Here is a 22505-nt window from a genome sequence, read left to right on the forward strand (position 1 = left end):
TCAAGCGGCCAAGTACAACAAGCCGAGCAGTGTCGCCGCCCCAGAAAACACCGCCGCCAATACATTTTTGGTGATCAAACCAACGGCCAGAGTCACGAAAGCAGCGGACATTCTAGGCAGGTCTGCTGCACCCCCGGTTGCGGCTGGCCATACAACTTGTGGCGCGACCAATGCGGGTAATATGGCCACCGCCGTGTAACGCAAATGGCGCAGCAACCAGGCTGGCATTGGGCGATCCCCGACAATGCCCAAAAATGTAAACCTCAGGGCGTAGCTGCCGACACCCAGACCAATAATCACTGTCCAGAGTTTTACCGGATCAAGCATCAGGAAATCTCCTGCGTTCTAAAAAGACTTCTGCCTGAGCGCCAGCCATCATGCCGCAGGTACCGGCGATGATCAGTCCCAGTGAATAGGGGACCCAGGCGGTCAGAAGGCTGGTGATGATGGCCACAAGGGCCGCGGCAACATGCGCTGGTGTGCGCAGCATCGGGCCGACGAAGGCCAAAAACGTGATCGGGAGCGCAAAATCCAGCGCCCATGTTTCGGGGACCTGTGTCCCAACCAGAGCGCCAAAAAGAGTGCTGATGTACCAGGTCGGGACAATTGGGGTCAAAACGCCAGCGAAATAGGCCATGCGCTCGGGCACGGTCATGTGCGGTTCCTTTTCGAACTGCATTACCGAGCAGGCATAGGACTGGTCCACGGTGAAATAGGCCGCAATTGCGCGCTGCCACAGTGGTGCCGCACCGATCCACGGGGTCAGTGCCGCGGAATACATCGCCACACGCAAATTGACCGCCAAGGCAGAAGCCAACACAACAATCGTTGGAGCGTTTTCCTGCATCAATTGCAGGGCAGTGAATTGTGCTGCCCCGGCGAAGACCACGGCTGAAAACAAGAGTGTTTCGACCACATTGAGCCCGGCCTCGGTGGACAAGACGCCAAACAATATGGCGAAGGGGGCTACGACCAGCAAAAAGGGCGCGCCGTCGGCGGCACCTTTCCAATAGGCTTGCGCCCTTATGCGTGTTTTCGGTGTGGTGGAGGGCATAAGATGCTTCTAGAGTTGGCCCAAGTCGTAGCGTAGCCGTAAGGGGGATGCAATTGGCCAAACTGCAGGACACAAGCGATTACCTGATCGCGCCTGACCCGGGTGCATCGCGTCTAACGCGCGCGGTGGCAGGAACGGATCATGAAGGCAATCCTGTAAACGCCAATGTCGTGGAAGAGCGCCCGTTGACGATTTTCCTGAACAGTCAGGAAATTGTTACGGCGATGACGATTGGCGACTACCCGGACTACCTGGCCTTGGGATTTCTGCGCAATCAGGGCATGCTCAGCGCCTCCGACGACATCAAGGGCGTGGACTATGACGAAGAGCTGGAAACAGTTGTGGTGCGTACGGCCCGTCAAACCGATTTTGAAGAAAAGATGCGCAAGAAGACCCGCACGAGCGGCTGCGCGGTGGGCACTGTATTTGGCGATATGATGGCGGGTTTGGAGGGGGTAAGCCTGCCAGCGACGCCGGTCAAAACATCCTGGCTTTATGCCCTGAGCGCTCGCATCAACCGTACCCCATCGCTTTATCTTGAGGCCGGTGCCATACATGGAACCGTGCTCTGCCATGAAGATAAACCATTGGTTTATATGGAAGATGTGGGACGGCATAATGCGGTCGACAAGATCGCAGGGTGGATGCTATCCGAAGATATCCTTGCGGTGGACAAGATCCTTTATACCACGGGGAGATTGACCTCCGAGATGGTGATCAAGACGGCGATGATGGGCATACCGGTCCTGGCGTCACGTTCCGGTTTTACCGCTTGGGGCGTTGAAATTGCGCAACAGGTGGGGTTGACCTTGATCGGGCGGATGAAGGGACAGCGTTTCGTTTGTCTCGCAGGCGAAGACCGGCTGATCCGCGATGCCGACCCTGCGGCCATTCCAAAAGAGCCGCGTCGCGCGGCTCGAAAGGGCGCAAAATGAAGCAACCTTTGGGCGTGATCCTGGCCGGTGGACAGGCCACCCGCATGGGCGGCGGTGACAAGGGGCTGTTGAAGATCGGTCAGCAAACCCTCTTGTCGCGGGTGATCGACCGCCTGTCAGTCCAGGTGGCGGAACTGGCATTAAATGCAAATGGCGATCCCGCACGATTTGACCGTTTTGGATTGCCGGTGCTGCCGGATAGCATTGAGGGTTTCGCGGGGCCCTTGGCGGGTGTTCTGGCCGGGCTAGATTGGGCGGCGGAACGCGGCGCCGACACAATTGTGACGGCGGCGGCAGACACACCTTTTTTTCCCGGCGACCTAGTGCCACAGCTTTTGCTGGCCAGCGAGGGCATGACGCACCCTCTGGTGCTATCCGCGACGCCTAACCGTGAACGAGGGCGTGTGCGCCATCCTACGTTTGGCTTGTGGCCTGTGGCCTTGCGTGAAGATCTGCGCGCGGCAATACAAGGCGGGTTGCGCAAGGTTGTTCTCTGGACCGACGCGCACGGGGGACGCGAAGCGCTGTTCCCGGTCACGACAATCGATCCGTTTTTCAATGTGAACACGCCAGATGATCTTGCACGGGCGGAGGCCTTGCTGTGAGGGTTTACGGCATTGTTGGCTGGAAGAACGCGGGCAAAACCGGTTTGATGGAGAGGCTGGTGCGAGAGATATGTGGGCGTGGTTATTCTGTATCCACGGTCAAACACGCGCACCATGTTTTCGACGTGGATCAGCCCGGCAAAGACAGCCATCGGCATCGCGTGGCTGGGGCGACCGAAGTCTTGCTGGCATCGCGCAAACGATTTGCCTTGATGCACGAGTTGCGGGATGCAGACGAGCCCACCCTGGAAACGCTTCTGGCAAAACTCTGCCCCGTCGATCTGGTTCTGATTGAGGGCTATAAACGCGATTCCCATGCCAAGATCGAAGCCCATCGCGCAGAGACCGGGAACCCGCTCATCGCCCCGACGGACGAGACCATTCGCGCTGTGGCGAGCAATGCACCCATGACGTTGGACAGGCCGGTGTTCGATCTGGATGATACGGCATCCATTGCGCAGTTCATCTTGTCAGAGGTCGGTTTGTGACAGGTTTTGATACCTTTGTGATGGTTGATTGGTCGGGCGGCAATGATACCGGCAAGTCGCCGCGACAGGACGCAATCTGGGCCTGTGTCGCGCGGATGGGACGGGCAGAGGAGCCGGTTTACTTGCGCAATCGTAGAGTTGCAGAGGATTGGCTCGCGGCTTTCTTTGACGCTGAGACTCGCGCTGGACGACGCGTTTTGGCTGGATTTGACTTTCCTTTTGGGTATCCATGCGGTTTCGCCAAAGCACTGACTGGGCGCAAGGATGCATTTGCCGTTTGGGGCTGGTTGACGGATCGCATCGAGGACACACCCCAATCCAATAACCGGTTCGATGTAGCAGCAGACATAAATCGACGCTTTGGCGGAGAGGGTCCGTTCTGGTTCAACGGTCTGAAACGCGACATTGACGGATTGCCGCGTCGCAAAGACAGCTACAACAATCCTTTCCCTGAAAAACGCGCGGCTGAAGACCTTGCAAAAGGCGCATTTTCTTGCTGGCAACTCGGTGGTACAGGCGCGGTTGGCTCGCAGGTTTTGATGGGTCTGCCTGTTCTGTCGCGGCTGAAAAAGCGTTTTGATGCATCAGTTTGGCCGTTTGAGCCCCTGACGAACAGCATTGCGTTTGTCGAGATCTGGCCGTCGTTGACCCTTGGAGCTGGGCCGGACGGTGCGATCAAGGACGCGTGGCAGGTGAAAGAAGTGGCACGGTCGGTGTCCAACTTGGAACCTGACGTTTTGGACCGGCTTCTGGAGGTCGATGCCCGCGAGGAAGGGTGGATTTTTGGCCTTGGCCACGAAGCGGTGCTGGTGGATGCAGCGGCGCAACCGCCAAAACTGACAAACGATTGCTTTGCCTTGCCTCCGGGCGTGCATTGGACGCCCGTCGCCGAAACACTGGCGATGTTGAAAACGCGCCTGCAACCGGTCACACCGATCAAAACGGTTCCGATCTGTGCCGCTGCAGGCCATGCGTTGGCCAGCGATGTGGTTGCGTTGCGGTCAAGCCCGCCTTTGCCCAATACGGCGGTGGACGGATATGGGTTTGCTGGCAGCAAGGACGCAGGCATCCACCGCATGCCGCTTGTAGAGGGGCGCGCCGCCGCTGGAGATGCGCCGGGCGCGGTGCCGGAGGGGTTTGCCGTACGTATTCTCACAGGTGCTGCGTTACCGGACGGGATCAATACGGTGGTCTTGCAGGAGGACGTCAGTGTCCAAGACGGCGAAATCGCATTTCGCGGGCCCATCAAGCTGGCAGCCAACACGCGGCGCGCCGGAGAGGATGTGGAGAAGGGCGAGATCGTCTTGACCAAAGGCACCCGAGTCGGTCCGGCCGAGGCTGCCTTATTGGCCGCAACTGGCATTCGTGAGGTTGACGTGCATGCGCCTTTGCGCGTTGCGGTCATTTCAACAGGGGCGGAACTTGTCGAAGCAGGTGATCAGGCAGCCCCGGGTCAGATCTATGATGCCAACCGGCCGATGTTGCTCGACCTGATCCGCGCGTTTGGTCATGTGCCCGTGGATATGGGGCGGGTCGCTGACAACCGCGATCAGCTTTCCAAGGTTCTGAATGCCGCTGCAAAACAGTCCGATCTGGTCCTGACCAGTGGTGGGGCCTCGGCGGGCGACGAGGATCATGTCTCTGCCTTGCTGACTGAAACCGGGTCCATGACCCTCTGGCGTATCGCAGTGAAGCCAGGGCGACCCTTGGCGCTGGGAATGTGGGCTGCCACTCCCGTCTTTGGGTTGCCTGGCAATCCGGTGGCCGCCATGACCTGTGCCATGATATTTGGCGCGCCGGCAATGGCGCGTCTGGCGGGGCAAGCATGGAAGGAGCCGCAGGGCTATCAGGTGCCAGCCGGATTTTCCAAGCGCAAGAAGGCCGGGCGCACCGAATATCTGCGCGCGCGCATGCGCAATGGTCAGGCGGAGGTATTCGCATCAGAAGGATCCGGACGGATCAGTGGATTGGCTTGGGCGGAAGGGTTTGTAGAACTCCCCCCGGACGCTGCGGACATAACGCCCGGTATCCTTGTCAAATACATTCCTTTCGGCAGTTTCCTCACCTAGGGCCTGGCTTTCCTTACGTAGGATGCGCGCTAAGTTCTACAAAGTAACAAAGAAAAAGGCTATGAATTCCATGATCAAAAACACAATTTTGGGGGTCCTGTTTGCCGGCTTTGGCGCGTCAGTTGCTCAATCGGAATGCATACAGTCCTTGACTGTGAAGTTTGTGGAAAGCGCTCCGAAAGATCGGTTTGAAATCATTCATACGGCCACCGGCGTTTTCGTGACGGGCCTGCGTATTGACTTGCAAGGATCGGCCGGGCGTCTGGTTTTTGATACCGCAGCAGGTGGCGATGGTGTTGAAGTCTTTCAACCTTTTGAGCCACAAGGTGACATGCAAACGATCGAGGTCGTTGATGGTGCTGATCAGTTGAGCGTTGCCTTGAATGACATGTCTACCGGTCAACGTGCCGGTTTCACCATTGACGTCGACGATCGCCAAACACAATCAGATCTGGGCCAGATCCGGGTAACAGGTGGTGAGATGGAAGGTGCGCGCGTGTTCTTCAGCCTTTCCGACGGTACGATCCTCGAAACACGATTTGATGATGCCAATCGCGCAAAGGTCTGCACCTAGATCAGTTGAAAGTGCCAGCTACCCGGCCCAGCAACATGAAAGCGCGGGCCGTCCGGGTCTGGGCGAGGGCAGATATATCCGCGTCTGACGCGTTTGGCTCAAACTCGGCAAATGTTTGATCAAACTTGCGTAGAAAGTGGTGGGCCGCGTCCCGAAAAATTGGGTCTTGTTTCATGCGACCGGAAGTGAGGGCCAGCGAAGACCTGTCACGCACGCCGCCCAAACCTGCGATCGCCCGACCGCGTGCTCCTTGACCAAATTGTCGCCAGACCTCTGGTTTTGCACGATCAGGCAGCAGATCGTCCATGTAAATGCCATCTTGGCTCAAAAGCGTCAGCACGTCCTGCGCGGCCTGAATAAGTTGGGCGGCAGAGCGGTCTTTCAAGGCTCGCCGCAGGGACGAGAACCCGACCTCATCTTCTGCGGTTTCAGGAAAGTTCAATGCGCGAATGAAATCTTCGTTGGACAAAGGGGGCGCCATATCGACCGCTTGTGTCCCCAATGCCAAAGCAGGTTGGTCATCTTGAGGGGGGCTCTGCGCAACGGTCGGCCCGGCCTCGCGATCCTGGTCCCTGCGTGACGTAAACGTTGCCAGAACCGTTTCTGTATTGCGGGTTGCTGCTGCGATCTCATCTAGTTTGCGCGCAACACTGGCAGGTTCGTGCCCCAAAGGACCGCTTTGACTCTGCGCAATATAGGAATGCCGGATTGCATCAATCGCGGCCTGCAACCGTTGGCTTTCTTCGCGCATCACGCGGCTTGAACGCGCCGCCGTTGCCGCCACCCAGATCATTGCAACCGGCATGAAGATCGCCAGCATCGTGAGCATGAATTGCGCGCTGTTGCTGGTTTCATCGTCGGTGCCCGGCACAAAAACGAAATAGATTACCGCACCGAGCAACCAGATACCTGACAGTGCAAGCGCGACGACCTCAATGCTTGTGATCCCGTCCGATTGCGGACGATCGTAGATGCCAAGCGGGGTTGGGCGGGTCCGCGTCTCGGGGGGCTCGTTTGGTTCGGTCGTGTCAGCCATGTCTGTCGGTCCTGTCACGCATAGACGATTTTAAGCACCTCATAGGACTTTTCACCCCCCGGGGTGCGTACCCCTACGCTGTCACCTTCATCCTTGCCAATCAACGCCCGCGCAATAGGCGATTTTATGTTCAGCAGACCTTTTTCGACGCTGGCTTCGTGCTCGCCCACAATTTGCCAGGTTTTCTCCTCATCCGTGTCCTCATCCACCAGTGTGACAACAGCACCGAATTTGATGGTGCCCGACAGCTTCGAGGGGTCAATCACCTCTGCAAGGCTCAACACGCCCTCCAACTCTTTGACCCGTCCCTCGATGAAGGAGTGCTTTTCCCGCGCTGAATGGTACTCGGCGTTTTCGGACAAGTCTCCATGCTCGCGAGCCTCGGCAATGGCCTGAATAATCGCGGGCCGTTCGACGGTCTTCAGAATCTTTAGTTCCGCTTCCAGAGCGGCGTGCCCTTTGCGGGTCATGGGGATTTTGTCCATCGGTGTCGTCCATGAAATGATGCGGCCCGCCGGGGTAGACCGGGGGCCGCAGGTTGGAGTTCGCATCTACCTGACCTAAAGGCGACGCGAATTGCAAGGGGCACGGTGCCATATTGGCGCCAGGTGGCCTAGTCGTATTGGACAACTTCGTATTCAATATTGTCGTGGTCATGGAAGTAAAACCGCCGTCCCGGTTCGTAATCGGCGTGGTTACCTGTGGTGAAACCGGCCTCTGAAATTGTCTTCTCCATTGCATCAATGTCATCAACCACAACTGCGATATGGTTGAGACCACCACATGTCAGGTAGCTGTTGGGCTTTTCGGTGGTGGATTTCCCGGGCGTATAAAGTGCCAGATATTGCGTATCATTGCCAACATGGATCGATTGCCCCCCATCGATGGATGGACCTTTCCAGCGGATATGCCAGCCAAAGAGATCGCACATCCAGCGTGCGGTCGCATCACTGTCGGAGACGGTATAATTTGCGTGTTCTAGCATCGCGGCCATTGGTTTTTCCTTTCAGTAGCTCTCGATCCTATGTACCGTAATTTCTAAACCTAACTTTAGGTCAAGGGAATTATTCATGGCGATCAATGACGGGCTTTCCATTGGCGCTCTGGCAAGTCGAACCGGTCTGGCTGTATCAGCCATTCGATATTACGAAGCGCAGGGGCTGATCAAACCCTGGCGCAATGCGGGTGGACAGCGTCGATTCCAAAGGTCCGATCTAAGGCGTCTGAGCTTTGTCATGATCGCGCAGCAATTTGGATTTACATTGCCGCAAATCCGGGCCGAGCTTGACAGATTACCAGGCCAGCGCACGCCTACAAAGGCGGATTGGGCAAAAATCAGCGCGGGTTTTCGGGCCAGTTTGGACGAAAAGATAGATACTCTGACCCGAATGCGGGATAGTTTGGATGGGTGTATTGGCTGTGGTTGTCTGAGTCTGCCAAACTGTGCGCTTTACAATCCAACAGACCGAGCTGCGAAAAACGGGCAGGGTCCACGTTATCTGATGGGGGACAAACCTGACGTTTGATGCAAATCAGACCGATTTATTCGGAACTGCGGCGCTTTCTCACAGTTAGAACGTTCGGTTGAGATTGCATTGCTCGACACCGTGGTTTAGCCAGTCGCGAACAATAATTGCGCAGTGTGGGCTGTGACCACAAGATTATGATGGGAGCCGGACATGTCCGAAATTGAACGTGAAGCCATGGAATACGACGTTGTGATCGTTGGCGCAGGACCGGCGGGCCTTTCTGCCGCGATCCGACTCAAGCAACTGGACACGGACTGCAATGTCGTGGTGCTTGAAAAAGGCTCCGAAGTCGGTGCGCATATTCTTTCTGGCGCTGTTTTGGATCCGGTCGGTCTGGATACACTGATCCCTGATTGGAAAGACAAGGGCGCACCTTTGAACGTGCCAGTTGTCGAAGATAATTTTTACATGTTGGGCGAAGCAGGCCAACTGCGCATTCCCAATGTACCGATGCCACCGCTGATGAACAATCATGGTAACTATATCGTTTCCATGGGCAACGTCTGTCGTTGGATGGCGGAATATGCCGAAGAGCTGGGCGTTGAAATATTCCCCGGCATGTCGTGTTCGGAACTGGTTTATGGAGACAAGGGCGAGGTTAAAGGCGTTGTTGCAGGCGAATTTGGCAAGAATCCGGACGGCAGTCACGGTGATGGCTATGAGCCAGGCATGGAACTGCACGGCAAATATGTTTTCCTGTCAGAAGGTGTGCGAGGCAGCCTGTCAAAACAGGTCATTGCGAAATACGATCTGTCCGCCGGGTATGAACCCCAGAAGTACGGGCTGGGCATGAAGGAAATCTGGGAGATTGATCCTGCCAAACACAAAGAAGGTTCCGTCACGCATACGATGGGCTGGCCTTTGGGCGGTAATGCCGGTGGCGGGTCTTTTATCTATCATCTTGAGAAAAATCAGGTTTACGTGGGTTTTGTCGTCCACCTGAACTACAAGAACCCGCATCTCTTTCCCTATATGGAATTCCAGCGTTTCAAGCACCACCCGATGGTTGCTAAATTGCTGGAAGGCGGAAAACGCATCGCCTACGGCGCGCGCGCCATTTCTGAAGGTGGATATCAGTCGATGCCCAAGATGGTGGCACCGGGCGTGGCTCTGCTGGGGTGCTCAGTGGGCATGGTCAACGTGCCGCGGATCAAGGGCAACCACAACGCAATGCTCTCTGGGATTGCCGCGGCGGATGCGGCCATGGAAGCCATTGCGGACGACCGGAGTAGTGATGAACTGGCTGCTTACGAAAGCAAGGTTCGTACCGGTCTGATCGGGAAAGATCTGCGCAAAGTTCGAAACGTGAAACCGCTTTGGTCCAAATACGGACTGACGGCCAGCCTCGTCATGGGCGGCATCGACATGTGGACCAACACCGCCGGGTTTTCGCTTTTGGGCACATTGGCGCATAGCAAGACCGACGCTGAAGCAACCGAAGAGGCCGCCGGTCATCAACCCATCGATTATCCAAAGCCAGATGGGAAACTGTCGTTTGACAGGCTGACCAATGTGGCGTTCTCCTTTACCAACCATGAAGAAAGCCAGCCAGCACATCTGACGCTGAAAGATGCAAATGTGCCGGTTCAAAGCAACCTGCCCAAATTTGCCGGTCCCTCAGCACGGTATTGCCCGGCAGGCGTTTACGAATTTGTCGAAGAAGAGGGCAAAGATACCCGCTTTGTCATCAACTTTCAAAACTGCGTGCATTGCAAAACCTGTGACATCAAAGACCCGGCACAAAATATTGTGTGGACGACGCCCCAGGGTGGGGATGGGCCGAACTACCCGAATATGTAGGCAGAAAATCGATCAACCTTTGCGCAATGACATGGCACTCGTGCAAAAGGACGGGGCGTCATTTTCGATATCGCGTTCTCAGCATTGCACAGCCGTTTGAAAATGTTACTTTGTGGGAAAAGAAAGTTTCTTACGAGGCGTGGTTTTGTGTTCAATAAAATGATGACGTCCGCAATCGCGATTGCGCTATCGATGGTATGTGCCGTTCCTACTTTGGCACAGTCGAATTCCGGTTCCTATCTCGCAGCGCGTGCCGCGGCTATGGAGAGCGATTTCGAACAAGCGGCGTCCTATTTTACACAGGCTTTGACCCGGGATCCTGGAAACGTCGAGATAATGGAGAGCGTCCTTGTCTCGCAACTTGCACTGGGGCGCGTTGACCGCGCTGTGCCCGTCGCAAAAACTCTGCTGAAATCTGATCAGGCAAGCCAGGTCGCTGGGCTGGTTCTGACCGCTCATAGCGTTATGGAAAAAGATTTTGCCGCGCTTCAGGTCAAACCTGCGGAAGGAGAGGGTATTGGGCCCCTCGTGGATGGTTTGGTACAGGCCTGGGCTCTCATGGGAGAGGGTCGTGTTTCGGATGCGCTGGCATCTTTTGATGAGATTTCGCAACAACCCGGGTTGCTCGGGTTTGCTCTTTTTCACAAGGCGATGGCTTTTGCTTCAGTGGGTGACTTCGAGAGTGCAGAAGAAATCTTCAATTCGGATACCACAGGGACCGTCATTCAAACGCGGCGCGGCGTGTTGGCTCGGGTCGAAATTCTGTCTCAATTGGGTGACAACCAGAAAGCACTGGAACTGTTGCAGCAAATGTTTTCGGGTGCGACCGATCCCGAAATAGAGCAGATTATCGATGCCCTGAACCAAGGCGAGGCACTTCCTTTTCAGCACGTGAATTCGGTGCAGGATGGATTTGCCGAGGTTTTTTACTCTGTCGCCGCTGCGCTTCGGTCTGAAGCGGGTCCTGAATATACCATCCTTTACGCCCAGATTGCGCTGAACCTGCGCCCGGATCATGTCGACGCTTTGCTTTTGACGGCTGAACTGTTTGAGGCGTTGGAGCAATTCGATCAGGCGATTGCCGTTTACAAGCGTGTACCAGCGGACGACCCCTCCTATCATGCTGCAGAACTGGGCCGCGCCGCGGCATTGCGCCGGTCCGGCAGGCCGGAAGCGGCGATCGAGGTTCTGGAGCAATTGGCGCGCAGTCATGGCGAACTGGCGACGGTTCATTCTTCACTGGGGGATGCGCTGCGGCAACAAGACAGATTTGGCGATGCTGTTGAGTCCTATAATAAAGCGGCGGCACTGGTGGTTGACAAGGGCGGCCCCAGTTGGTTCTTGCTTTATGCCCGAGCGATATCTCAGGAACGTCAAGGCAATTGGATTGAGGCGGAATCAGATTTCCGTGCGGCTCTGGCGATCAATCCAAATCAGCCCCAAGTTTTGAACTACCTTGGTTATTCGCTTGTTGAAAAACAACAAAACCTGGATGAGGCGCTGGAAATGATAGAACGCGCTGTCGCTGCAAGCCCCGATAGCGGCTATATTATCGACTCATTGGGCTGGGCGCTCTACCGGTTGGGTCGCTTCGAAGAAGCCGTGCCGCATATGGAGCGCGCAGTGGCGCTGATGGCCGTGGATCCTGTAGTCAATGATCATCTGGGCGATGTGTACTGGGCCGTGGGGCGAAAGCGCGAGGCCGAGTTTCAATGGGCACGGGCGTTGTCATTTGTCGATGAAGATGATCCTTTGAGCGAGGCCAAACCAGATCGCATTCGGCGTAAGCTTGAGTTCGGGCTCGATGCGGTGCTCGAGGAAGAGGGTGCCGAACCCTTGGAGGTCGCGAGAGACTGATGCGTAAACGTGTCTGAACCCGCGCAAGCCGTACGAGTTTTTGCACCTGCGAAGATCAATCTAACGCTGCATGTGACGGGCCAACGCTCGGACGGGTACCACTTTCTGGACAGTCTGGTAGCCTTCGCGGATGTGGGCGACACTTTGATTGCTGTAAGACACAAAGATCTTTCGTTGCGTGTCCACGGACCCGAGTCAAGTACGCTGCCGGAAAGCGATGAAAATCTCGTCCTGCGCGTTGCCCGGCTCTTTGGCCGCATTCAAGGATGCAGTTTTCAATTGACTAAAGAGTTGCCCGTTGCTTCAGGGATCGGCGGCGGGTCGGCGGACGCCGCTGCCAGCTTCCGCGCGCTCAGCGCCCTTTTTGACACAATCGAACCCTCAAGCCGGCGTAGGGACATGCAAAACATGCCCCAGGTTGGCGAGCTTGTTTCGTTCGGGGCGGATATACCCATGTGCGTGGGCGCAAGAACTGCACGCGTGACCGGCATTGGCGAACACATCAAGCCGGTGGCTGGTTTCCCCCCCTTGTATGCCGTCCTTGTCAACCCGCGGCGCAGCGTTTCAACCCCAACGGTTTTCAAAGCGTTGCAACAGCGGGATCATCCGCCCATGTCTGAAGAGCTTCCTGAGTTTGCCCATGTGCATCAGGTAGCCGCTTGGCTGGGCGAACAACGCAACGATCTCGAAGCCGCCGCGATCTCTGTGGAACCTGCGATCAGTCAGACCAAAACGGCGTTGTCACAAAGCGAAGACTGTCTCCTCGCACGCATGTCCGGGTCTGGCGCTACGTGTTTTGGACTTTTTCCGGACATGAGGAGAGCCGAGGCCGCCGCCGCGTCAATATCCCGAGCGCATACCGATTGGTGGGTCAGAGCGACGCAGCTTGGAGATCAACACCAGCGGGCGCAGGCTCAATTAATGCGTTCAACCACGTAATCAGCCAGATCTACCAACATTTGCTTAACCGCGTGGTCAGGTACCTGTGACAAGGCCGATTTTGCCTTGGTGGCCCATGCGCGCGCGGCCACGCCCGTATCTGTCAAAGCGTCGTGTTTGTGCAATAGTGCCACAGCTGTTTCAAGATCCCCATCGGTCTGCTTGCCCTTTTCTATGGTCCTAACCCAGAAATCGCGTTCTTCTGCGTCTGCTCGCGCAACGGCCTTGATCAGCGGCATGGTCAGTTTGCGTTCGCGAAAATCGTCACCGATATTCTTGCCAATCGCACCTGCATCTCCTTGAAAATCTAGTAAATCGTCAACGATCTGGAAGGCAATTCCCAGCGCATCTCCATACTCGAAGAGTGCGCGCACCTGCGCTTCGGGTGCATCCGCGATCACACCGCCGACTTCCATGGCCGCAGAAAAAAGTGCCGCCGTCTTGCCACGCACCACTTTGAGATACACGTCTTCGTTGGTGGCTAAATCTTGGCTCGCGGTGAGCTGCAAAACTTCGCCTTCAGCAATCGTTGCCGATGCATTTGACAGAATATCCAACACCCGCAACGAACCGGTTTCTGTCATCAACTGAAAACTACGCGCAAAAAGATAGTCACCCACCAGAACCGATGACTTGTTGTCCCAGAGCAAATTTGCCGTTGGCCTTCCGCGTCGCTGGGCGCTCTCGTCCACCACATCATCGTGCAGCAAGGTCGCTGTATGAATGAACTCTACCGTGGCGGCCAAATTGATATGGTATGGTCCCTCATAACCGCACATATGGGCGGCCGCCAAGGTCAGCATGGGTCGCAAACGCTTGCCGCCTGCCTCCACCAAATGCGCCGTAACCTCAGGAATGCGGGGCGCATGTTCAGAGGCCATTCGCGTCCGGATTAACTTGTTCACGGCCGCCAAGTCGTCGGCCAGAAATGCGGCCATACGGTCGTGCGGTTTTTGTGAATTTTGGCTCTTCGGCATCAACTTCCCGTTTGCAGGCTCGACAAGGCTGTCAGCATGCCCTTACATCCCTGTTATGAAGGAACTTTTGCGTAGCACAGACCCCACGATCATTGCCTTTGCCATGGCTCTCTTACAAGGCGAGGATATAGACTGCTTTGAGCTGGACGTAAACATGAGCGTGCTCGAAGGAGGCATCGGAATCTTCCCACGTCGATTGATGGTTCGAACCGATGATCACACCGCTGCCTTGCGTGTTGTAAGAGACAACCAAATTCCATTGGGGAAATGACAGATACTCTGACAGAAGATGCGTTTCTGGGAGGCCGGGTGAAGCTCTTTCAGCCACGTGTTGGCTATCGCGCAGGCGTGGATCCGGTCCTGTTGGCCGCGAGCGTGCCCGCAACCGCCGGTCAAACTGTGCTGGATCTTGGATGCGGGGTCGGTGCAGCGGCACTATGCCTTGGGGCGAGGGTCCCTGGGCTGGCCTTGACAGGTGTGGAAAAACAAGAGGCCTATGCGCGGTTGGCAGAGAGCAATGGGTCAGGGATGTTGGAGGTTGTGGTCGCAGACCTGAATGCTCTTCCGCCGTCTTTACGAGAACGGCAATTTGATCACGTGATCGCGAATCCGCCTTATTTCGACAGATCTGCAGGGCGCGCGGCGCAAGATGCTGGCCGAGAAGCGGCCTTGGCCGAAAACACGCCGCTTCCAGTTTGGATCAAGGTCGCTGCCAAACGCGTCAAACCCAAGGGTCAGGTGCATTTCATACACCGCGCGGAACGCTTGCCTGAGATCCTGACCGCCCTGCCAAAATACATGGGAACAATTGAAGTATTGCCAATTAGTCCGCGGGCTGGGCGGCTTGCAGAACTGGTGATTTTGCGCGCCAAAAAGAATGGTCGTGCCGCCTTTAGGTTGTATCCACAACTGATTCTCCATGAGGGTGATCACCACAAAAAAGACGCGGATAGCTATGTTTCAAAGGTCAAAGCCGTGCTTCGGGATGGTGCGAAGCTTGAATTCTGAGCGGCGTTAACACAATTTTAACGAGAATTATGCCCATGCTGCTCCTGCGGCGTGACTCACAGCGCAAGGTGTGCTCCACTCTACGTCGTACCGTAGCAAACAGGAGGAATGAATGAGCGTTACTGCACATGTCGAACAGCTGAAAAGAAAACATCAGTCCCTGAGTGATGCCGTTGAAGAAGCGCAACGCGCTCCCGGCATTGACGACCTTGCAATCGCTGACCTTAAAAAACAAAAACTACGTGTGAAAGAAGAGATTACGCGGCTGTCGAGCTAATCATCTGAATTCAGACTGGCGCGGGCCGCAATCACGGCTCCGCCAGTTACCAAAAGTGCTGCGAGGCCCAAGGTGGGCGAGAGCGGCGCGACGCCTGCCAAGACAAGCACACAGGTAGACAGAAGGGGGGCCGCGTAAGATGCGGCGCCCAAAAGTTGGATGTCGCCGTGTTTGACACCAATGTCCCAAACAAAAAATGCCAAACCTACCGGGCCAAAACCCAGAAGCGCCGTTGAGATCCATGCTATATTTGTCTGCGGCCACAAGGTTTCTTCAAAAACCAAGTGCAAAGGTAGTGACAGCAGAGCTGCCACCAAACAGAATATGGTGACGGATTGCGTCGGTGCCTGCCCAACCAGGCGCGAGAGAACAGAATAACTCGACCATGTAAGTGCGCAGATCAGAGCCAAACCATATCCCGGCAAATAATTCATCTCAAACCCGCTACCCCCGCCCGAGATGATCAACACCGCGCCCGCAAAGCCGATAAGGGCCCCAACCAGATGCCCGCGCTTAACCTTTTCGCCGGGCAGAAACCCGGACAGAACCACAATCAACAAAGGCCACAAATAGGCGATAAGCCCGGCTTCTGCCGCCGGCGCCAGCCGTAGGGCCGAGAAATACAAGGCGTGGTATCCAAAAAGGCCGAGAGATCCAAAGATGTAGACGCGTATGGGCACGGATCTCAGAACGCCTAAACCACCGGAAAAATAGGTCCATATCAAACCGCATGCACCGCCGATGGAAAAGCAAATGGTGTTCAGCAGTAGTGGCGGTGTTGGTGCAGAACCAACTGTCAAGAGCGCCAGCAGCGACCACAAAACCACAGCGACAAAACCAATGAGAGTTGCGCGATGGGATGTCATATTGGTCTCTCCACCGATTCAACGATATGCAGGGCCTCCGTGATGTAAGTTGTTTTGCTGATCTCGTGCAACATCCATTCCCGGAATGCCCTGACCTGTTGGCGGTTTTCGGTGCCTTGTGGGCAAAGAAACCGAAAGCGCGCCCGCGTCGAAAGAGCAGTATTGACGGGCATGACCAACCGGCCATCGGCGATGTCTTTCACCACGAGCGCCCGGCGCCCGAGAACCACGCCAACTCCGGCCAAAGCGGCATCAACGGCATGGTCTGCCTGACTGAAACGGGGGCCATGACGCGGGTCGAAATCAATGCCCACAGCTGCAAACCAAGCCTTCCAGTCACACCGCGGTTGCAGGAAGTTGATCGAGTCGTCAAAGATCAAAGGCGCCGAAGTCAGGCTTTCCGCGTCAGGATACAGCGCGGCGAGGTGGGGTGTCATAACCGGCGCAACCCACTCCTCGGCCAGTGGCAAAGAGTAGAGGCCCGCGTCGTTGTCATATCCAAATCGAATCGCAACATCGATCGCATCTCTGCCGAAGTCCATCATTTTGAGAGAAGCGGAAAACCTCAATTCGACCTCGGGATGTGCCTGTGCAAACTCATAGAGGCGGGGGGCCAGCCATTTGGCGGTGAAAGCGGGCCCGGCTGTGACCGTTAGAGATTGCTCGTCTTGCAGGCGTTGTGCCGCACGCCAGGCGTTCGACAGTGATTGAAACCCGTCAGATGTACCTGGAACAAGCGCCGTGCCTGCTTCGGTGAGCGCGACCGCGCGGTTCAGTCGGTGGAAAAGCGGTGCGCCCAAGTGTTCTTCAAGCGATTTGATCTGGAAACTCAAAGCCGCAGGTGTGACGGACAGTTCTTCGGCCGCTTTTACAAATGACATGTGCCGTGCGGCGGCTTCAAAGGCGCGCAGTGCTGTCAGGGGAGGGAGGCGACCGATCATTTCACACAAGTATATCTTAACTGAATTGATGAAAAGTCTCGTTTGTCAGCAATGTTTGCGAATGACATATTGGCATCAGATCAAATGCACTGAAGTAAAGCTAGGAATGAACCATGTTTGAAACGCCCACAAATACCCTCATGCGCAACGCAATGATCCGTGCCCACGAAGAGCGCGCACAGGCAATGAAAGACGCATGGAACTGGTTGTTCTCGTCTTCCCGCTGACGGATCGCGACTGTCTTACGGGATAAAGAAGGGGTCGGTTAACCCAACCGGCCCCTTTTTTCGATCGGCACCATTTTCGCCCTTAGACGAAGAATTGCGCGCCGTTGGCAGATATTGTCGATCCGTTGACAAATCCGGAATCGTCAGAAGCCAGGAAGACAACGCAGCGCGCAATTTCCTCAGGCTCGCCAAGACGTCCTGCGGGTATCTGAGCAATAATGGACTCGCGGACTTTTTCCGGAACTGCCATGACCATATCTGTCGCAATGTAACCCGGACAAATCGCATTGGCGGTTATCCCGGCCCGCGCGCCTTCCTGAGCCAGCGACTTCACGATGCCCAGATCGCCAGCCTTGGTTGCCGCATAATTCACTTGCGCAAATTGGCCCTTCTGACCATTGATCGAACTGATCACAATGACCCGACCAAATTTGCGTTCCCGCATGCCAGGCCAGATCGGATGAACGGTGTTGAACACACCTGTCAGGTTTGTGTCGATGACTTCCTGCCATTGTTCGGGCGTCATCTTATGGAAAGGCGCGTCGCGCGTGATACCGGCATTGGCAACGACCACGTCAATTGGTCCAAGATCGGCTTCAACCCCTGCGATACCGTCTTTGCAGGCGTTGTAGTCTGCGACGTTCCACTTGTAGGTCTTGATGCCCGTATCTGAAGTGAATTTCGCAGCTGCCTCGTCATTGCCGGCGTAGGTGGCAGCGACAGAATAGCCGGCGTCTTTCAGCGCATTGGATATTGAAGCGCCGATGCCTCGGCTGCCTCCTGTGACAAGTGCGACACGGGACATATTGGATTCTCCTTTGATGTTTTGATAATCTTGTTACGCATTGAAATCGCCCTGCGCAACAATATTGCGCAGGAAGCCATCGATAACACGCTAAAAAATCTGTAGCCGGACGCTTAATGGCGCCAGTGTGTTTATGGTCAGTCGCGTTCCAGGCACATGGCAACGCCCATGCCGCCACCGATGCACAGGGTCGCAAGACCTTTCTTGGCATCACGCCGCTTCATTTCGAAGAGCAGCGTGTTCAGAATGCGCGCACCAGAGGCGCCGATCGGGTGACCGATTGCAATTGCGCCACCGTTCACATTCACAATTTCCGGGTTCCACCCCATGTCCTTGTTCACGGCACAGGCTTGCGCGGCAAAGGCTTCATTTGCCTCGACCAGATCAAGGTCATCTGCACTCCAACCCGCTTTTTCCAGTGCTTTGCGGCTGGCGTAAATTGGGCCTGCACCCATGATAGACGGATCGAGTCCTACGGTGGCATAGCTTGCAATTCGGGCAAGTGGCTCAATGCCACGTTTTTCGGCCTCATCTGCCGACATCATCAACGCTGCCGCGGCGCCGTCGTTCAAACCTGACGCATTCGCCGCAGTCACGGAGCCGTCTTTTGTAAAGGCAGGGCGCAGCTTTTGCATCGCTTCCATTGTGGCACCATGGCGGATGTATTCGTCCTGATCGACGATGGTGTCGCCCTTGCGACCTTTCACGGTAAAGGCAGCGATCTCGTCTGCAAACTTGCCCGCTTTCTGCGCCGCCTCGGCCTTGTTCTGGGAGGCGACTGCGAATTCGTCTTGCTGGTCACGGTCGATTTGCCACTTTTCGGCGACATTCTCCGCTGTCTGGCCCATGTGATAGCCATTGAACGCATCCCAGAGGCCGTCTCGGATCATGGTATCGATGTATTTTAGGTCGCCCATTTTGTGGCCAGCGCGTAACGCGGCGGCATGGGGTGAAAGTGTCATATTCTCCTGCCCGCCCGCAGCGACAATAGTCGCGTCGCCCAATTGGATATGTTGGGCGGCCAAGGCGACAGACCTCAGACCGGAACCGCAGACTTGGTTGATCGACCAGGCTGCACTTTCAATAGGCAGCCCCGCATTGACATGTGCCTGGCGGGCCGGGTTCTGTCCCTGCGCTGCTGTTAGCACCTGTCCGAGAATCGTTTCGGAGACGTCAGATGGGTCGACGCCTGCGCGTGCAACAACCTCTTTCAATACCGCGGCGCCCAGGTCGTGCGCAGGGGTTGATGCGAAAGATCCGCCAAAACTGCCAACGGCGGTACGGGCCGCTGATGCGATAACAACGTTTGTCATGGAGATATGTCCTTTGCCAATTCTGGGAAGGGACGATAAATGACGCCTCGTTTCCGAGGCGGGCCACCCCTACCGTTAATAATTGGCTGCTTAACTCATTCGCTGCGAGGCGGCAACCAATGGAGCTAGCATAGATACAGAGGGGTTCGTTCGGGTGATGGAATGTCAGGACGCCGCACGTTTTTCTCTTTCCGGCATCCAATGCGGTCGCGTCGTTGCGGCTGCAAAGTAGTGACCCTGCAAACAGTCTACACCCAATTTTATCAGGGTCTCTGCGTCTTCTTTGGTCTCAACGAATTCGGCAACTGTCAGCATGTCGAAATGCTTCGCAATAGAAACCAGAGCCGCCGTCATCGCCTGATTGTCAGGGTCAGAACTAATGCCGCGAATAAATTGCCCGTCAATTTTCAACACATCGAAAAAGAAGTCTTTGAAATAGCTCAAAGCCGTATAGCCCGCGCCAAAGTCATCCAACGCAAAGCAAATACCTTCGATCTGCAAACGGTCCATGAAATCAACGACAAGCTCGGGTACAGTCATGGCAGAACTTTCGGTGATTTCCAAAATCACCCGTTCGGCGATCAGCGCGTTGCGCCCGAGCCATCTGTCCAATGTGCGGTTCCATTGGCGGTATCCAATGGATCGCGCCGACATGTTGATCGACAAGCGCAATCCCGGATTTTCGTTCAAGGCGCGTAGCCCCAGCCCCAATGCCAGCGTATCCAGCTGTCGTCCCAGTTCAGTATTCTCGATCGTGCCCATGAAGTCAGATGCCGGAATGATCCGACCGGTGGCATCCAGAACCCGGATCAGACCTTCGTAAAAGGCGACCTTCTTTGGATCGCGTGCCTGCATGATCGGTTGGTAGGCCAACATGACCTGTTTGTGTTTGATGGCATCGGCAACCATCTGTGTTATGTTCTGATCGCGCTGTGACACAGCAAAAGCCAACGGGTTGACAGCAGTTGCCGGGATATCTGCGAATTTTCTTTTTCTCGGTCCAGCCATTGATCTCTCGCCTTGAAAACGTACCGCCACTTTGTGACCAAAAATCCTAAATTCCAGTAAATATTCTCATTTTGTTCTAATTTGAATCGTGGTCTAACAATGAGGCAATGACGGCTGACCAAGGGCGACGGATATGGAAAGATGTGGATGGGCGGGACCAGACGAAATCTACTTATCCTATCACGATACCGATTGGGGCGTGCCCGAATACGACAGCCGGGCGCTTTGGGAAAAGCTGGTGCTTGACGGGTTTCAAGCCGGTCTGAGTTGGCTTACTATTCTGAAAAAGCGCAATAATTTCAGATCGGCCTTTGCAGGATTCAATCCCGATGTAGTCGCGCAATGGGGGCCGGAAGACGTCGAACGGCTCCTAGGGGATGCCGGGATCATCCGGCACCGTGGCAAAATCGAGGCCACCATTTCCAATGCCCGCGTTTGGCAGAAAATCGAAGCGGACGGCGGGTTCGATCGGTTTTTATGGAACTATGTCGATGGCGTGCCGTTGCAAAACAAGTGGGTTACGCTGGACGACGTGCCGGCCTTCACACCGCTCTCTATCAAGGTTTCCAAGGATCTGAAGAAAGAAGGATTTCGATTTTGTGGCCCGACTATCGTCTACGCTTTCATGCAGGCGGTGGGGATGGTCAATGATCACTTGGTGACTTGTCCGCGGCACGCGGCCGTTGCTGAAATGGCGCGCGCAAAGACCCGTTGACTCTGGGAGTATCGCGCGTATAAGCGCGGCTTCATTGGTGTTGGTGGCCCCCGCAAGGGACAGCCTGTCAGGCGCAAGCCAGAGGACAACGCCCTTCATGCCCATCTGGGCGCTTCGAGAAGGAGAACAGCCGTGACCAAACGCACGTCTGCCAAACACAAAATTGACCGCCGTATGGGCGAAAACATCTGGGGTCGGCCAAAATCCCCGGTCAACCGTCGCGAATATGGTCCCGGCCAGCACGGTCAGCGCCGCAAAGGCAAAATTTCCGACTTCGGTATTCAGTTGCGCGCCAAGCAGAAGCTCAAGGGCTACTATGGCGATCTGACCGAAAAGCAATTCCGCCGCATCTATGCAGAAGCGGAGCGGGTGAAAGGCGACACAGGTGAAAACCTGATCGGTCTGCTTGAGCGCCGCCTGGACGCCGTCGTTTACCGCTCGAAATTCGTGGCAACGGTCTTTGCAGCCCGTCAGTTCGTGAACCATGGTCATGTCAGAGTGAACGGTAAAAAGGTCAACATCCCGTCTTACCGCGTTCAGGAAGGCGATGTGATCGAAGTCCGTGACCGGTCCAAACAGATTGCAGTTGTTCTAGAAGCGACCCAATTGCCCGAGCGCGACGTGCCCGATTACATCGAGGCCGACCACTCCAAGATGACTGCAAAATTTGTCCGCACGCCTGCGCTGGGCGATGTGCCATATCCCGTCATGATGGAACCAAACCTGGTGGTGGAATTTTACGCGAAAAACTAAACTTCGCGATCTCAATGCAAAGGCCGTGCCGGATGTGTCCAGCGCGGCCTTTTTTCATGACAATTTAAATTGCGCGGGCCACAACCCCGAAACTTGTGCGTGACGGAGGCCCCGCGGGAAAGCTGTAGGGATGTTCGACCGCGAAACCTGCCGCTTCCAACATCTCGTTTAATTCCGGGCGGCGAAACGTGCGATGCCGCCATTGCAACCAGATCAAGGTGCTGCACCAATGCGGCTTTGAGACAGAGAGCCACAGATGCGCCCCCGGTCGGGCCAGCCGCCGCATGTGGCGCAAAGCCCGTGTCGGGTCAGCGAAATGCTCAATCACATGTGCGCCGAGCAGAACGTCAAATTGCCCTGCAGTGTCGTCATTCAAGCTTTCGACCCGGTAATCCGCCCGTACACCACGTCCGTTGAGCGTGGCTTCAGCTTTGGCCAGCATCGCTTTCGAGGGGTCGAGCAACACAAGCTTTTCCGGTGTTCCGTTGACAGCCACCCATGCCTCAGCCATCGCACCTGTCCCTGCTCCAATGTCAATCACCCGTTTGCCTGTCCTGTCGCCCAGCGGCAGGTGAGATAAAAAACCCAGATATGCATCATAATAGCCCAGAACGCGCATGCGATCTGACCATTTGGGAGCCGCGCTTTTGTAACGACGATCCAGTGTGGCGGTGTCTTGCGACATGGCAGGAGACTGGCACGGCGCGCAGGCTGCGGCAAGCCGGTTGC

The 22505-nt window shown here is 55.8% G+C and carries 26 protein-coding genes; 14 read left to right on the forward strand and 12 right to left on the reverse strand.

Annotated elements, in window-relative coordinates; all coding sequences use genetic code 11:
* On the reverse strand, nt 1-327 hold the full coding sequence (locus tag AB8B75_RS05650) for an AzlD domain-containing protein (RefSeq protein ID WP_405360526.1): 327 nt from the start codon (nt 325-327) through the stop codon (nt 1-3).
* Nucleotides 320-1054 carry an AzlC family ABC transporter permease gene (locus AB8B75_RS05655; protein WP_405360527.1) on the reverse strand — a complete coding sequence of 245 codons (735 nt, stop codon included), beginning with the start codon at nt 1052-1054 and terminating at the stop codon, nt 320-322. Before AB8B75_RS05655 ends, AB8B75_RS05650 begins: the two co-directional genes overlap by 8 nt.
* 47 nt (nt 1055-1101) lie before the next feature.
* On the opposite strand from AB8B75_RS05655, the gene AB8B75_RS05660 reads away from it, so the two are divergent.
* From AB8B75_RS05660 to AB8B75_RS05680, 5 genes are all read left to right on the forward strand, one after another.
* Nucleotides 1102-1989: a formate dehydrogenase accessory sulfurtransferase FdhD gene (locus tag AB8B75_RS05660; RefSeq protein WP_405360528.1), complete on the forward strand. Its 888-nt coding sequence runs from the start codon at nt 1102-1104 to the stop codon at nt 1987-1989.
* Entirely contained in the window at nt 1986-2594 is a 609-nt protein-coding gene (mobA, locus tag AB8B75_RS05665) for a molybdenum cofactor guanylyltransferase MobA (RefSeq protein WP_405360529.1), read from the forward strand. Before AB8B75_RS05660 ends, mobA begins: the two co-directional genes overlap by 4 nt.
* Entirely contained in the window at nt 2591-3082 is a 492-nt protein-coding gene (mobB, locus tag AB8B75_RS05670; protein WP_405360531.1) for a molybdopterin-guanine dinucleotide biosynthesis protein B, read from the forward strand. Before mobA ends, mobB begins: the two co-directional genes overlap by 4 nt.
* Nucleotides 3083-3102: 20 nt before the next feature.
* Entirely contained in the window at nt 3103-5151 is a 2049-nt protein-coding gene (gene glp / locus AB8B75_RS05675; RefSeq protein WP_405360724.1) for a gephyrin-like molybdotransferase Glp, read from the forward strand.
* A gap of 70 nt (nt 5152-5221) precedes the next feature.
* Entirely contained in the window at nt 5222-5725 is a 504-nt protein-coding gene (locus tag AB8B75_RS05680) for an aggregation factor core (protein WP_405360533.1), read from the forward strand.
* Between the two features lies 1 nt (nt 5726).
* Here the strand turns inward: AB8B75_RS05680 and AB8B75_RS05685 are convergent, their stop codons facing one another.
* The 3 genes from AB8B75_RS05685 to AB8B75_RS05695 all read right to left on the reverse strand — a co-directional run bounded on the left by AB8B75_RS05685 (nt 5727) and on the right by AB8B75_RS05695 (nt 7755).
* On the reverse strand, nt 5727-6761 hold the full coding sequence (locus AB8B75_RS05685) for a hypothetical protein (protein ID WP_405360534.1): 1035 nt from the start codon (nt 6759-6761) through the stop codon (nt 5727-5729).
* A 14-nt stretch (nt 6762-6775) separates the two neighbouring features.
* The gene (gene greA, locus AB8B75_RS05690) at nt 6776-7246 is read right to left on the reverse strand and encodes a transcription elongation factor GreA (protein ID WP_405360535.1); all 471 of its coding nucleotides are present in this window, start codon (nt 7244-7246) and stop codon (nt 6776-6778) included.
* A 128-nt stretch (nt 7247-7374) separates the two neighbouring features.
* On the reverse strand, nt 7375-7755 hold the full coding sequence (locus AB8B75_RS05695) for a VOC family protein (protein ID WP_405360537.1): 381 nt from the start codon (nt 7753-7755) through the stop codon (nt 7375-7377).
* Between the two features lie 76 nt (nt 7756-7831).
* On the opposite strand from AB8B75_RS05695, the gene soxR reads away from it, so the two are divergent.
* From soxR to AB8B75_RS05715, 4 genes are all read left to right on the forward strand, one after another.
* Nucleotides 7832-8287, forward strand: a complete 456-nt coding sequence (soxR, locus tag AB8B75_RS05700; protein WP_405360539.1) for a redox-sensitive transcriptional activator SoxR — start codon at nt 7832-7834, stop codon at nt 8285-8287.
* A 153-nt stretch (nt 8288-8440) separates the two neighbouring features.
* Nucleotides 8441-10090 (forward strand): 4Fe-4S dicluster domain-containing protein, encoded by a 1650-nt coding sequence (locus AB8B75_RS05705; RefSeq protein WP_405360541.1) that lies wholly within the window; start codon nt 8441-8443, stop codon nt 10088-10090.
* Between the two features lie 147 nt (nt 10091-10237).
* Nucleotides 10238-11947 (forward strand): tetratricopeptide repeat protein, encoded by a 1710-nt coding sequence (locus AB8B75_RS05710; protein ID WP_405360542.1) that lies wholly within the window; start codon nt 10238-10240, stop codon nt 11945-11947.
* A 9-nt stretch (nt 11948-11956) separates the two neighbouring features.
* Nucleotides 11957-12886 (forward strand): 4-(cytidine 5'-diphospho)-2-C-methyl-D-erythritol kinase, encoded by a 930-nt coding sequence (locus AB8B75_RS05715; RefSeq protein WP_405360543.1) that lies wholly within the window; start codon nt 11957-11959, stop codon nt 12884-12886.
* Here the strand turns inward: AB8B75_RS05715 and AB8B75_RS05720 are convergent.
* Entirely contained in the window at nt 12862-13863 is a 1002-nt protein-coding gene (locus AB8B75_RS05720; RefSeq protein ID WP_405360544.1) for a polyprenyl synthetase family protein, read from the reverse strand. The genes AB8B75_RS05715 and AB8B75_RS05720 overlap by 25 nt on opposite strands.
* A 55-nt stretch (nt 13864-13918) precedes the next feature.
* On the opposite strand from AB8B75_RS05720, the gene AB8B75_RS05725 reads away from it, so the two are divergent.
* The 3 genes from AB8B75_RS05725 to AB8B75_RS05735 all read left to right on the forward strand — a co-directional run bounded on the left by AB8B75_RS05725 (nt 13919) and on the right by AB8B75_RS05735 (nt 15148).
* On the forward strand, nt 13919-14134 hold the full coding sequence (locus tag AB8B75_RS05725; protein ID WP_405360545.1) for a DUF2007 domain-containing protein: 216 nt from the start codon (nt 13919-13921) through the stop codon (nt 14132-14134).
* Complete coding sequence (locus AB8B75_RS05730) at nt 14131-14871, forward strand: tRNA1(Val) (adenine(37)-N6)-methyltransferase (RefSeq protein ID WP_405360546.1); 741 nt, start codon at nt 14131-14133, stop codon at nt 14869-14871. Before AB8B75_RS05725 ends, AB8B75_RS05730 begins: the two co-directional genes overlap by 4 nt.
* A 112-nt stretch (nt 14872-14983) precedes the next feature.
* Entirely contained in the window at nt 14984-15148 is a 165-nt protein-coding gene (locus AB8B75_RS05735; RefSeq protein ID WP_405360547.1) for a YdcH family protein, read from the forward strand.
* On the opposite strand, the gene AB8B75_RS05740 is transcribed toward AB8B75_RS05735, so the two are convergent.
* The 5 genes from AB8B75_RS05740 to AB8B75_RS05760 all read right to left on the reverse strand — a co-directional run bounded on the left by AB8B75_RS05740 (nt 15145) and on the right by AB8B75_RS05760 (nt 20308).
* Nucleotides 15145-16014 carry a DMT family transporter gene (locus AB8B75_RS05740; RefSeq protein WP_405360549.1) on the reverse strand — a complete coding sequence of 290 codons (870 nt, stop codon included), beginning with the start codon at nt 16012-16014 and terminating at the stop codon, nt 15145-15147. The two genes, AB8B75_RS05735 and AB8B75_RS05740, sit on opposite strands and share 4 nt — an antisense overlap.
* On the reverse strand, nt 16011-16955 hold the full coding sequence (locus tag AB8B75_RS05745; RefSeq protein WP_405360551.1) for a transcriptional regulator GcvA: 945 nt from the start codon (nt 16953-16955) through the stop codon (nt 16011-16013). The genes AB8B75_RS05740 and AB8B75_RS05745 overlap by 4 nt, the downstream gene beginning before the upstream one ends.
* A 309-nt stretch (nt 16956-17264) precedes the next feature.
* Complete coding sequence (phbB, locus tag AB8B75_RS05750) at nt 17265-17987, reverse strand: acetoacetyl-CoA reductase (RefSeq protein ID WP_405360553.1); 723 nt, start codon at nt 17985-17987, stop codon at nt 17265-17267.
* Between the two features lie 137 nt (nt 17988-18124).
* The gene (locus AB8B75_RS05755; RefSeq protein ID WP_405360555.1) at nt 18125-19300 is read right to left on the reverse strand and encodes an acetyl-CoA C-acetyltransferase; all 1176 of its coding nucleotides are present in this window, start codon (nt 19298-19300) and stop codon (nt 18125-18127) included.
* A 165-nt stretch (nt 19301-19465) separates the two neighbouring features.
* Nucleotides 19466-20308 carry an EAL domain-containing protein gene (locus tag AB8B75_RS05760; RefSeq protein WP_405360556.1) on the reverse strand — a complete coding sequence of 281 codons (843 nt, stop codon included), beginning with the start codon at nt 20306-20308 and terminating at the stop codon, nt 19466-19468.
* Between the two features lie 133 nt (nt 20309-20441).
* Between AB8B75_RS05760 and AB8B75_RS05765 the strand changes: the two genes are divergently transcribed.
* Entirely contained in the window at nt 20442-21023 is a 582-nt protein-coding gene (locus tag AB8B75_RS05765; protein WP_405360557.1) for a DNA-3-methyladenine glycosylase I, read from the forward strand.
* 132 nt (nt 21024-21155) lie between these two features.
* A complete protein-coding gene (gene rpsD / locus AB8B75_RS05770) occupies nt 21156-21776 on the forward strand; it encodes a 30S ribosomal protein S4 (protein WP_405360559.1) in 621 nt (206 codons plus the stop codon).
* Between the two features lie 64 nt (nt 21777-21840).
* On the opposite strand, the gene AB8B75_RS05775 is transcribed toward rpsD, so the two are convergent.
* Nucleotides 21841-22461: a class I SAM-dependent methyltransferase gene (locus AB8B75_RS05775; RefSeq protein WP_405360561.1), complete on the reverse strand. Its 621-nt coding sequence runs from the start codon at nt 22459-22461 to the stop codon at nt 21841-21843.
* Between the last annotated feature and the right edge of the window lie 44 nt (nt 22462-22505).

Origin of the sequence: Roseobacter sp., assembly GCF_045106495.1 — a bacterium.
Taxonomy (GTDB): Bacteria; Pseudomonadota; Alphaproteobacteria; order Rhodobacterales; family Rhodobacteraceae; genus Roseobacter.